This window comes from Pseudomonas sp. LS-2 (genome assembly GCF_003605735.1).
Taxonomy (GTDB): Bacteria; Pseudomonadota; Gammaproteobacteria; order Pseudomonadales; family Pseudomonadaceae; genus Aquipseudomonas.
In genome coordinates, this window is the sequence record NZ_QXTJ01000033.1 from 343,633 (window position 1) to 355,286 (window position 11,654).

At 59.9% G+C, this 11,654-nt stretch carries 12 protein-coding genes and 1 pseudogene; 6 read left to right on the forward strand and 7 right to left on the reverse strand.

Translation table 11 applies throughout. From position 1 onward, the window contains the following. The first annotated feature begins 3 nt into the window (after window positions 1-3). The 5 genes from D3M70_RS19835 (at window position 4) to D3M70_RS19855 (ending at window position 6,582) form a co-directional block, all read left to right on the forward strand. On the forward strand, window positions 4-1,092 hold the full coding sequence (locus tag D3M70_RS19835) for a lipocalin-like domain-containing protein (RefSeq protein ID WP_120127399.1): 1,089 nt from the start codon (window positions 4-6) through the stop codon (window positions 1,090-1,092). Between the two features lie 247 nt (window positions 1,093-1,339). Next, window positions 1,340-3,112 carry an N-acetylglutaminylglutamine amidotransferase gene (locus tag D3M70_RS19840; RefSeq protein ID WP_120127371.1) on the forward strand — a complete coding sequence of 591 codons (1,773 nt, stop codon included), beginning with the start codon at window positions 1,340-1,342 and terminating at the stop codon, window positions 3,110-3,112. 3 nt (window positions 3,113-3,115) lie between these two features. Further along, complete coding sequence (ngg, locus tag D3M70_RS19845) at window positions 3,116-4,864, forward strand: N-acetylglutaminylglutamine synthetase (protein ID WP_120127372.1); 1,749 nt, start codon at window positions 3,116-3,118, stop codon at window positions 4,862-4,864. Between the two features lie 147 nt (window positions 4,865-5,011). After that, window positions 5,012-6,199: an osmoprotectant NAGGN system M42 family peptidase gene (locus tag D3M70_RS19850; protein WP_120127373.1), complete on the forward strand. Its 1,188-nt coding sequence runs from the start codon at window positions 5,012-5,014 to the stop codon at window positions 6,197-6,199. A 152-nt stretch (window positions 6,200-6,351) separates the two neighbouring features. Next, the gene (locus tag D3M70_RS19855; RefSeq protein WP_120127374.1) at window positions 6,352-6,582 is read left to right on the forward strand and encodes a YheU family protein; all 231 of its coding nucleotides are present in this window, start codon (window positions 6,352-6,354) and stop codon (window positions 6,580-6,582) included. A gap of 108 nt (window positions 6,583-6,690) precedes the next feature. Here D3M70_RS19855 and D3M70_RS34285 read toward each other — a convergent pair. The 4 genes and pseudogenes from D3M70_RS34285 to D3M70_RS19875 form a co-directional block, all read right to left on the reverse strand. Beyond that, window positions 6,691-6,773: pseudogene (locus D3M70_RS34285) on the reverse strand (carbon storage regulator); the annotation flags it as partial. A 190-nt stretch (window positions 6,774-6,963) separates the two neighbouring features. Beyond that, window positions 6,964-7,299, reverse strand: a complete 336-nt coding sequence (locus D3M70_RS19865; protein ID WP_120127376.1) for a YnfA family protein — start codon at window positions 7,297-7,299, stop codon at window positions 6,964-6,966. A gap of 81 nt (window positions 7,300-7,380) precedes the next feature. After that, complete coding sequence (locus D3M70_RS19870) at window positions 7,381-8,196, reverse strand: SDR family oxidoreductase (RefSeq protein WP_120127377.1); 816 nt, start codon at window positions 8,194-8,196, stop codon at window positions 7,381-7,383. A 104-nt stretch (window positions 8,197-8,300) separates the two neighbouring features. After that, complete coding sequence (locus tag D3M70_RS19875) at window positions 8,301-8,678, reverse strand: DUF2784 domain-containing protein (protein WP_120127378.1); 378 nt, start codon at window positions 8,676-8,678, stop codon at window positions 8,301-8,303. A 305-nt stretch (window positions 8,679-8,983) separates the two neighbouring features. Here D3M70_RS19875 and D3M70_RS19880 point away from each other — a divergent pair, with 305 nt between their 5' ends. Further along, window positions 8,984-9,142 (forward strand): DUF3309 family protein, encoded by a 159-nt coding sequence (locus D3M70_RS19880; RefSeq protein WP_092410703.1) that lies wholly within the window; start codon window positions 8,984-8,986, stop codon window positions 9,140-9,142. A 131-nt stretch (window positions 9,143-9,273) separates the two neighbouring features. On the opposite strand, the gene D3M70_RS19885 is transcribed toward D3M70_RS19880, so the two are convergent. The 3 genes from D3M70_RS19885 to D3M70_RS32365 form a co-directional block, all read right to left on the reverse strand. Then, window positions 9,274-10,932 carry a cation acetate symporter gene (locus D3M70_RS19885; RefSeq protein WP_120127379.1) on the reverse strand — a complete coding sequence of 553 codons (1,659 nt, stop codon included), beginning with the start codon at window positions 10,930-10,932 and terminating at the stop codon, window positions 9,274-9,276. Further along, the gene (locus D3M70_RS19890; protein ID WP_081565997.1) at window positions 10,929-11,240 is read right to left on the reverse strand and encodes a DUF485 domain-containing protein; all 312 of its coding nucleotides are present in this window, start codon (window positions 11,238-11,240) and stop codon (window positions 10,929-10,931) included. Before D3M70_RS19890 ends, D3M70_RS19885 begins: the two co-directional genes overlap by 4 nt. A gap of 81 nt (window positions 11,241-11,321) precedes the next feature. Next, the coding region (locus D3M70_RS32365; RefSeq protein WP_218568439.1) for a hypothetical protein at window positions 11,322-11,654 on the reverse strand (333 nt) is incomplete at its 5' end.

Consider the following 11,654-nt stretch of genomic DNA (forward strand, 5'->3'; position numbering starts at 1 on the left):
TTGATAAAGGCCAAGGCGATTGCGCTGTTGATCGTCAGCCTGCTGATGGTCGGCTGCGACGACAAACCCGAGGAAGAGAAAGGCTTCGCCGGACTGGCGGACGATGCGGCGAGCTACGCACAGGTAACGCCGGACAAGCGCTTTCTCTTTCCCGAGGATCACGGCCCGCACAACGATTTTCGGATCGAGTGGTGGTACATCACCGCCAATCTCACGGACGCCGACGGTCAATCGTTCGGCGTGCAATGGACGCTCTTTCGCAACGCCCTTCCCCGCTCGAAAAACGCGCCGACCGACGATCAGGGCTGGAGCAATCGCAACCTGTGGATGGGCCACGCGGCAGTCACGTCCGAGGACCAGCACTTCGCAGCCGAACGCTATGCCCGAGGCGGCGTCGGCCAGGCGGGCGTGAACTTGGCGCCCTTCTCGGCGTGGATCGACGATTGGGCGCTGAACAGTCAGGCCCCCGGCGACGATCCGCTGGCCGACATGCAGCTTCAAGCCAGCGGCCCGCAGTTCCACTATCGACTGCACCTGACGGCAAGCAAACCGCTGGTGCTGCAAGGCAAACAGGGTTTCAGCCAGAAATCGGAACAGGGCCAAGCGTCGTATTACTACAGTCAGCCGTTCTTTGAGGCCCAGGGCAGCATCGAGATCGACGGCAAAACGTATCAGGTGTCCGGCCCGGCCTGGCTGGATCGCGAATGGAGCAGCCAGCCGCTGACGGAAAACCAGACCGGCTGGGACTGGTTCTCGCTGCACCTTAAAGACGGCGCCGAAGTCATGCTCTATCGCATGCGGCAGAAGGACGGCGAGCCGTACCTCACCGGCACCTGGATCAACGCCGATGGCAGCACCCAGTTGCTGGAAGCAAAGGACATCGAGCTTGAGGCGCAGGACACCACTGACGTCGATGGCCGCGACATGCCCACCCGTTGGTCGGTAAAGATACGGGGCAAAGATCTGGATATCAGGGTTGATGCCCTCAATCCCCAGGCGTGGATGAACCTGCAGATTCCCTATTGGGAGGGGCCGGTGCAGGTCAGCGGCAGTGAGGACGGGGTGGGGTATCTGGAGATGACGGGGTATTGAAACAGCGGGGCCCCTCCAACGGCACGTCCCCTGTAGCAGTCCGGCTTGCCGACGGTGGCGGCATTGAAATCGCTACCGCCGGCAAGCCGTGCTGCTACAGGCGGCGTCTGCAAAATAGATACAGTTACCAGACATCCGCGCCTGCTTATAACCGATCGTTCTAAAACTCTGGCAATTCCTGCCGGTCAGTCTTTGGGTAGCCGGACTTCCCGTCTACGTTCCCCAACGGAAAACCGGTAAGGATTATATGTGCGGATTAGCTGGTGAGTTACGCTTCGACAACCAACCTGCGGACCTCTCCGCAGTAGAACGCATCACCCATCATCTGGCCCCTCGTGGCCCGGATGCCTGGGGCTTTCATAGCCAGGGGCCGATTGCCCTCGGCCATCGTCGCCTGAAAATCATGGACCTGTCGGACGGCTCGGCGCAGCCGATGATCGACAGCCATCTGGGCCTGTCACTGGCCTTCAACGGCGCGATCTATAACTTCCCGGAATTGCGTGCCGAGCTGGAAAGCCTCGGCTATCAGTTCCATTCCGGTGGCGACACCGAAGTGCTGCTCAAGGGTTATCACGCCTGGGGCGCCGACATGCTGCCCAAGCTCAACGGCATGTTCGCTTTCGCCATCTGGGAGCGCGATAACAACAGCCTGTTCATTGCCCGCGACCGTCTGGGCGTAAAGCCTCTGTACCTGTCGCGCACCGACAAGCGCCTGCGTTTCGCCTCGGCGCTGCCCGCCCTGCTCAAAGGCGGCGACATCAGTCCGATGCTCGACCCTGTGGCGCTGAACCATTACCTGAATTTCCACGCGGTGGTCCCCGCGCCTCGCACCCTGCTGGCCGGCGTCGAGAAACTTCCGCCTGCGACCTGGATGCGCGTCAATTCCAACGGCAAGACCGAGCAGAACGTCTGGTGGACCCTGCCTTACGGCCCTCACGCAGACGAAGCCAACCTGACGCTGGAAGACTGGCGCGACCGCGTGCTCGACAGCACCCGCGAAGCCGTGGCCATTCGTCAACGTGCTGCGGTAGATGTCGGTGTGCTGCTCTCCGGCGGTGTCGATTCGAGCATGCTGGTCGGCCTGTTGCGCGAAGTCGGTGTGAAAGACCTCTCGACCTTTTCCATCGGTTTTCAGGATGCCGGTGGCGAGCGCGGCGACGAGTTCCAGTATTCGGACCTGATCGCCAAGCACTACGGCACTCATCACCATCAGTTGCGCATCAAGGAAAGCGAAATCATCGAGCAACTGCCCGCCGCGTTTCGCGCCATGAGCGAGCCGATGGTCAGCCACGACTGCATCGCGTTCTACCTGCTGTCTCGCGAAGTCGCCAAGCACTGCAAGGTGGTGCAGAGCGGCCAGGGCGCGGACGAGCTGTTCGCCGGTTATCACTGGTATCCGCAAGTAGACGGCGCCAGCGACCCCTACGCGGCGTATCGCGATGCGTTCTTCGACCGCAGCTACAACGAATACGCCGACACTGTCGCTCCGCAATGGCTGACCGCCAATGACGCAGCCGGTGATTTCGTGCGCGAACATTTCGCCATGCCGGGCGCTGATGCGGCGGTCGATAAGGCGCTGCGTCTGGACAGCACCGTGATGCTGGTCGACGACCCGGTCAAGCGCGTCGACAACATGACCATGGCCTGGGGTCTGGAAGCGCGTACGCCCTTCCTCGATTACCGTCTGGTCGAACTGTCGGCCCGTGTCCCGGCGCGCTTCAAGCTGCCGGATGGCGGTAAACAGGTGTTGAAGGAAGCGGCACGTCTGGTGATTCCATCGGAAGTCATCGACCGCAAGAAAGGCTATTTCCCGGTGCCGGGCCTCAAACATCTCGAGGGCGACACCCTGAACTGGGTGCGTGATCTGTTGCTCGACCCGAGCCAGGACCGCGGCCTGTTCAACCCGACCATGCTCGACAAGCTGTTGACCGATCCCGATGGTCAATTGACCCCGCTGCGCGGCTCGAAGCTGTGGCAGCTCGCGGCCCTGAACCTGTGGCTCAGCGAACAAGGACTTTGACCGATGAAAGCCAACGCTTCGATCTACAACCAGCGCCTGTTGCGCGGTCAGGCGCCGTCCTATGAACGCCTGCAGGCCCGTTTCGCCGAAGACGGCAGCACGCCGGATGCCCAACCGCTGGCGTTGCATTGCGGCTGGGGGCGGCTGCTGATCGGTCACACTTATCCCGACCCTGAGGCGCTGGCCCACGAACTGTTGAACGAGAAACCGGGCGAGCGCGACATTGCGCTCTACGTGGCCGCGCCGCAGCAGGTGCTGGCCCAGTCGCCGCAGCAGCTGTTTCTCGATCCCTCCGACACCCTGCGTCTGTGGTTCAGCGACTATCGCCCTTCGCAACGGGTGTTCCGCGGTTTTCGCATTCGTCGGGCGCAGAATCAGGACGACTGGACTGCGATCAACAATCTGTACATTTCCCGGGGCATGCTGCCGATCGACCCGAACCTGTTGACCCCGCGCCACCAGGGTGGGCCGGTGTACTGGATTGCTGAAGACGAAAGCACTAATGCGGTGATCGGCAGCGTCATGGGCCTCAATCATCACAAGGCGTTCAACGACCCGGAAAACGGCAGCAGCCTGTGGTGCCTGGCGGTCGATCCACAATGCACCCGGCCCGGCGTCGGCGAAGTGCTGGTTCGGCATCTGATCGAACACTTCCAGAGTCGCGGCCTTGCCTATCTGGACCTCTCGGTGCTGCACGACAACCAACAAGCCAAGAATCTCTACGGCAAGCTCGGTTTCCGCAACCTGCCGACCTTCGCCATCAAGCGCAAGAACGGCATCAACGAGCGGCTGTTTCTAGGCCCGGGTCCTGAAGGCGATTTCAACCCGTATGCACGGATCATCGTCGAAGAGGCCCATCGTCGCGGCATCGACGTGCAGGTGGACGATGCCGAAGCAGGTCTGTTCACGCTGATTCATGGCGGACGGCGCATTCGCTGCCGTGAATCCCTGAGCGATCTGACCACCGCCGTCAGCATGACCTTGTGTCAGGACAAACGCCTGACGAACAAGGTCTTGAAAGCGGCCGGTCTGGAATTGCCGGTGCAGCAACTGGCGGGCAATGCCGATGACAATCTGGCGTTCCTCGACGAGCACGAACGGGTGGTGGTCAAGCCGGTGGATGGCGAGCAGGGTCAGGGCGTTGCCGTCGACTTGCGGACCATCGAAGACGTGCAGGCTGCGGTAGAACGCGCCCGCCAGTTCGACAGCCGCGTGCTGCTCGAAAGCTTTCATGAGGGGCTCGACCTGCGCATCGTAGTCATCGGTTTCGATGTAGTCGCGGCGGCGATCAGGCGCCCTGCCGAGATCATGGGCGATGGCCGTCATACCGTCGCGCAACTGATCGAAGCGCAGAGCCGTCGCCGGGCTGCGGCAACCGGTGGCGAAAGCAAGATTCCAGTGGACGAGGAAACCCGTCGCACTGTGGAAGATGCCGGCTTCACCTTCGACAGCGTGTTGCCCGCCGACCAGCGTCTGGCCGTTCGACGCACCGCGAATCTGCACACCGGCGGTTGTCTGGAGGACGTCACGGCGATTCTTCACCCGGTGTTGAAAGACGCCGCCATCCGCGCTGCCCGCGCCCTCGACATTCCGGTGGTAGGTCTGGACCTCATGGTCCCGGCCGCTGACCAGCCGGAGTACGTGTTCATCGAAGCCAACGAGCGTTGTGGCCTGGCCAATCACGAGCCACAGCCCACCGCCGAACGCTTCGTCGATCTTTTGTTTCCACATAGCCTGCCTGTGCACGGCTGAAGACCGGCGCGCTCCCCCTACTTTCGTAGGAGCGCGCTTGCCCGCGATTGCGTGATGCTAAGCGACAACATCGTTATAGGCATACCGATATCGCGGGCAAGCGCGCTCCTACAGGGGAAGAACCGCGTCATCAATAGGAGCCTCCCCATGACCACTGCAAAGAAAATCCTCGAACCGGATCTGAATTACCTGCAGAAAGTCCTGCTGGAAATGCTCGCGATTCCAAGCCCGACCGGGTTTACCGACACCATCGTGCGCTACGTCGCCGAGCGTCTCGAAGAGCTGGGCATTCCTTTTGAGCTGACCCGCCGCGGGACGATCCGCGCAACGCTTAAAGGCAAACAGAACAGCCCCGACCGCGCCGTCTCCGCGCACCTGGACACCATCGGCGCCAGCGTGCGTGAGGTAAAGGACAACGGTCGTCTGGGCCTGGCGGCGGTCGGTTGCTGGTCCAGCCGCTTTGCTGAAGGCAGCCGGGTGAGTGTATTCACCGACACCGGCGTAATTCGCGGCAGCGTGTTGCCGTTGATGGCATCAGGGCATGCGTTCAATACCGCCGTCGACACCATGCCGATCAGCTGGGATCACATCGAACTGCGCCTGGACGCCTACTGCGCCACCCGCGCTGACTGTGAGTCGCTAGGCATCAACGTCGGCGATTTCGTCGCCTTCGATCCGCTGCCCGAGTTCACCGAAAGCGGCCACATCAGCGCACGGCACCTGGACGACAAGGCCGGTGTCGCTGCCCTGCTCGCAGCGCTCAAGGCGATTGTCGACAGCGGTGCCGAGCCCCTGATCGACTGTCACCCACTGTTCACCATCACCGAAGAAACTGGCAGCGGCGCGGCGGGTAGTCTGCCGTGGGACGTCAGCGAATTCGTCGGCATCGACATCGCCCCGGTCGCGCCCGGCCAGCACTCCAGCGAACACGCGGTAAGCGTGGCGATGCAGGACTCCGGTGGCCCCTACGACTATCACCTGTCCCGCCACTTGCTGCGCCTGGGCCAGGAAAAGGAACTGTCGGTACGCCGCGACCTGTTCCGCTACTACTACAGCGACGCCCACTCGGCGATCACCGCTGGCTACGACACCCGTACGGCGCTGCTGGCCTTCGGCTGCGACGCGACCCACGGCTATGAACGCACGCACATCGACAGCCTCAGCACCCTGAGCCGACTGCTGACCGCGTACATCATGAGCCCGCCGGTGTTTGCCAGCGACGCGCATCCGTCCAATGCTTCGCTGGAGAATTTCAGCCATCAACTGGAGCACGATGCGCAGATGGAAACCGATACAAGGGTGCCGGCGGTGGATACGCTGGTGGGGCAGCGTTAAGCGCCCTCGTGTGCGGCTGTTCTTGTCTGACCGTTCCCCACGCTCCGCGTGGGAACATCTGCGTGTAAGATTCAGCACCCAAGCGTGTAGCCGCCGCCTCGGTACCGCGCTAGCATCCCCGCCATCTACCCCCTGCAATAACCGAGAACTCCATGCTGATCCCCTACGACCAACTCGAATCCGACACCCTCACGCGTCTGATCGAGGATTTCGTTACCCGTGATGGCACGGACAATGGCGACGAAACGCCGCTGGAGACCCGCGTCTTGCGGGTGCGACATGCGTTGAGCAAGGGGCAGGCAGTGATTTTCTTCGACCTGGACAGTCAGCAGTGCCAATTGATGCTCAAGCACGACGTGCCCAAAGAGTATTTCGACGAGTGACGGGGTGCGCGTCTCTCCCGCCCGACGCGCAGTCAACCGTCACCTCAACTGCGCGGCGACTGACCGTTATGCTGTCGCAGGCTTGCGGCGATCCGCCTGAAGATCTCNTTGCCGGTAATGCCTAGCACGCGCACGCTGATGTCATCACCGATGTTGAAGATTTCTCCGATTTGTCTCGTCAATACCAGCACTGTTCCGCTCCCGTTGCGGTGATCGAGCGGGCAGATTGCCCTCGCTGGAAGAGCCATACAACGTCAGGAAACAAAATCAGTAACGCCCTTCGAGACACGCGGGCGGTTGCTGACAGACCCATCCTACAAATCCGGATGGTTTCGTGAACATGCTCAGACACGCCGGTCCGTTTCAGGCCTTTTCAGCGTCTTAGCCACTGACTGACCAGCGCGGCCCGAACAGAATGATGGTTGCGCCAATCACACAGAACGCCACACCAATCCAGTCAGATGTCAGGGGACGCACGCGCTCGATCACGCCGAGCCAGGCAATGGACGCGACGATATAGATACCGCCATATGCCGCGTACGCACGTCCGGCGTAAGTGGCTTCGACCCGAGTCAGCAGCAGCGCGAACACCGTCAGGCTGATCAGCGCCGGAATGACCCAGATCGCACTCTTGCCCTGACGCAACCACATCCAGAAGCCGTAGCACCCGGCGATTTCGAACAAGGCAGCGAGGAAGAACCAGAGGTAATTGAGCACGGCAAAATCTCTTCAAGGGTGGCCGGGAGGATGCGCGCCACCCTATCAGAAAATTCGCCGCGCCTTCTAAGGCCGCCTGGATCAATCCTTCCCGGATTTAGCCTTGGCGCGCATTTTGTCCGCCATGTTCGCCATCTCGTCATACAACATCTGCGGATTCTTCTGCTTGAGTTGCCAGGCCATACGCCCTTGCTCATGGGGCAGGATCATGAATTCGCCCCTGGCGACCTGATCATGAATGTACTCGGCGATATCACTGGCGGAGATCGGTGAGCTCTCCAGCAACTTGCCCACTTGCGCTTTCATCGCCGGCGTGGGGCCCCGAAACGAATCGAGCAGGTTGGTCTGGAAAAACGACGGGCAGACCACATGGACACCGATCTCTTGCTGGCGCAGCTCCACCAGCAGGCTTTCCGACAACGCCACGACGCCTGCCTTGGCCACGTTGTAGTTGCTCATTGCAGGGCCCTGCATCAGCGCTGCCATCGACGCGATATTGATGATCTTGCCCTTGCTCTTCTCCAGCAGCGGCAGGAACGCCTTACAGCCTTTGACCACGCCCATCAGGTTGATCGCAATCTGCCAATCCCAGTCCTCCAGCGACAGCTCGTCGAAGAAGCCACCTGAAGCGACGCCTGCGTTGTTGACAATAATGTCGATGCCACCGAGCTTTTGCTCGCATGCCTGAGCGAATGCAGTCAGCTGGCTGTAATCCCGAACATCGCACCGTTGAACAAAGCCTTCCCCGCCCGCTTCCCGCACCAACTTCAGAGTTTCCTGCAGCCCGGCATCGTTGACGTCCGACATCGCCAACTGCCAGCCATCGCGGGCCCAGCGCAGCGCGATTTCGCGACCCAGACCGGACCCGGCGCCAGTGATCATGATGCGATTTTGCATAGCAATTGCCTTGTCAGTTGCGAAGAAGTGAGTTGAGTGTAAACAGACAAATTGTCCGACAACCCCTTCATTAGCTCGCTGAATATCCCAGGCAAACCATCGCCTCATCGCCCTTTGCGTTGACGCCGCCAGCGCAGAAGCACAATCAGATACGCGCTGATATTGACGACCAGCACCACGGCCCCCAGCGCGATCTGTATCTGTGGGGTCAGTCCGGCCGGGTAGATCAGCGGGATCAGATAATGGCCGAGGAAATCGCCTTCATAACCCGCTGAACCCGCCTTCAAGCGCAGGGCATTTTCCAGGGGGGTCAACGGGCAATACAGATGCAGAAATTCAACCGCCATTCCCCAAGCGACCGCAGGCAGGTGAAGCCAGATCCAGCCGCGCCAGCGCAACACCAGCAGTGCACCCGACAAGACAAAAACAATGAACAAAAGATGGAAGACCACCACGGCGTCCGCCATCAGCGAATAAAACATAGCGTGCTTCCTTTTTACGGACCCGAGTGCAACTTGGCGACCGAGCGCTTAGTTGTAAGTTCCATATTAATTCGCTGTAAGGACCTCGGTTTTCAAGACACAATCGCGCCTCACAACTCGACCATGTATTTCACAAGCCGCTGATTCATAACGATAATTTTAAATATGTTATTTTTTATGACCTTTCATCAGAACCTTTTTACTCGGCCCATAGTCGGATTATTCAGGCGGCACAACTTTAGCCCATCCGGGGCAAAGATGTGGAAAGCACAGCCATTCACCAAGTACCTAAGAAGGAACTCGTCATGGGCATAGGCACAATTCTGATCATCATCCTCATTCTCCTGCTGATCGGCGGTCTGCCGGTGTTTCCGCACTCCAGAAGTTGGGGCTACGGGCCATCGGGCATCATCGGCACGATCCTGGTGATTCTGTTGATTCTGGTGCTGCTCGGCAGGATATGACCCCCTGGCAGCCAGTCAGAACCCCGCTCTCGTAGCGGGGTTTTTTATTGCCAGGATTTGCCTGCGGCAGGACAAACGAAAACGCCCCGACGAGTCGGGGCGTTTTGCATTGCATTACCGCCTTACATCACTCAGTGAGACACGGCACCGCTGGCACCCAGGCCAGTCTGTGAACGGACGAACTGAGGGAAGAACAGCGCACGCTCGCCTTCTGCCGCTTTCGACTTGTCGGTGATCGAGAAGAACCAGATCCCCACGAAAGCGATGATGATGGAGAAGAACGCCGGGTACTCGTACGGGAAGATCGCCTTCTCGTGATGCAGGATCTGCACCCAGATGGTCGGGCCGAGGATCATCAGGATGACCGCGCTGAGCAGGCCCATCCAGCCGCCGATCATGGCGCCGCGGGTGGTCAGGTTTTTCCAGTACATGGAGAGCAACAGCACAGGGAAGTTGCAGCTCGCCGCGATGGAGAACGCCAGGCCGACCATGAACGCGATGTTCTGACTTTCGAAGGCGATACCCAGCACGATGGCAACAACGGCCAGCGCAATGGTGGTCATCTTCGACACACGGATTTCATCTTTCTCGTTGGCTTTGCCGGCTTTGATCACGCTGGCGTACAGGTCGTGAGACACCGCCGAAGCACCGGCCAGGGTCAGACCGGCAACCACCGCCAGGATGGTCGCGAAGGCTACCGCCGAGATGAAGCCCAGGAACAGGCTGCCACCGACCGCATTGGCCAGGTGAACCGCCGCCATGTTGTTACCGCCCAACAGAGCGCCGGCTGCATCCTTGAACGCCGGGTTGGTGCTGACCAGCAGGATCGCGCCGAAGCCGATGATGAAGGTCAGGATGTAGAAGTAGCCAATGAAGCCGGTCGCATAAAGAACCGATTTACGGGCTTCCTTCGCGTCGCTCACAGTGAAGAAGCGCATCAGGATGTGTGGCAGACCGGCAGTACCGAACATCAGTGCCAGGCCGAGAGAGAACGCCGAAATCGGATCTTTGACCAGACCGCCCGGGCTCATGATCGCTTCACCTTTGGGGTGAACCTTGATGGCTTCGGAGAACAGGACATTGAAGTCGAAGTTGACGTGCCTCATTACCATGAATGCCATGAAGGAGGCACCCGACAGCAACAGCACAGCCTTGATGATCTGCACCCAGGTGGTCGCCAGCATGCCGCCGAACAGCACGTACAGGCACATCAGGATACCGACCAATACCACCGCCACGCTGTAGTCCAGGCCAAATAGCAGCTGAATCAGCTTGCCGGCACCGACCATCTGCGCGATCAGATAGAACGCCACCACCACCAGCGAACCGCAGGCGGACAGGGTGCGAATTTCCTTCTGCTTGAGGCGGTAGGACGCCACGTCAGCGAAGGTGTACTTACCCAGGTTACGCAGGCGTTCAGCGATCAGGAACAGAATGATCGGCCAGCCGACGAGGAAGCCGATCGAGTAGATCAGGCCGTCGTAGCCGGAGGCATACACCAGCGCGGAAATACCCAGAAAGGACGCAGCCGACATGTAGTCACCGGCGATGGCAAGGCCGTTCTGAAAACCGGTGATCTTGCCGCCGGCGGCGTAGTAGTCCGCTGCCGATTTGTTTTTCTTGGCCGCCCAGTAGGTCACGCAGAGCGTGGCACCGACGAAGATCACGAACATGACGATCGCGGCAACGTTGAGCGGTTGTTTCTGCACGGCGCCGGTCAGGGCATCCGCCGCCCAGAGAGTCGGTGCAAAGGCCGCAAGGCCCAGGGCTGCAAACAGGCGCCGGATCATTGTTGAGCCTCCTTCAGGATCGCGTTGTTCAGCTCATCGAACTCGCCGTTTGCGCGGCGAACATAGATGGCTGTCAACACGAACGCGGAGATGATCAGGCCGACCCCGATTGGCATTCCCCAAGTGATGGATGATGTGGCGCTGAGTTTGGCGCCGAGAATCTGAGGCCCATACGCAATCAAAAGGATGAAAGCGGAGTAAAGCCCAAGCATGATCGCCGAGAGAATCCAGGCGAATCGTTCCCTTTTCGAGACCAGCTCCTTGAAGCGCGGGCTGTTCTGAATCGAGAGGTAAATGCTGTCGTTCATTGTTTTTGTCCTCGCAGCACAGATGGATGTCACGTATTGCACTTTAGTCCGCTCTGAGGCGCACTCCAGACGACCTTAGTATTAGAACGACATTAGTTGCTGTGCGCGGGGCTGCGTATTGACGGGGCAACTGAAAAACCGGACGCATGTTTGGCAGAAGTGACGTCGCATTTCTGCAGGACGGCAGTGAGTTGGATGCTTCTGGCCGAAGGCCATGGGAGCCTGACTTGTCGGCGATCGGCTGCGCAGCAGTCGTAAGATGAGCGAACCCGATTTATTTGACGCGCATGCAGAGAATTTACTGCCGGTTCCCGGCAGATCGCAGGCAAGCCAGCTCCCACGCCCTTCGGGCAGAATCAAAAACCACGCCCTTCCGGCGGAATGAAAAAACCAGGCGCGCAGCACCGTAGCTTC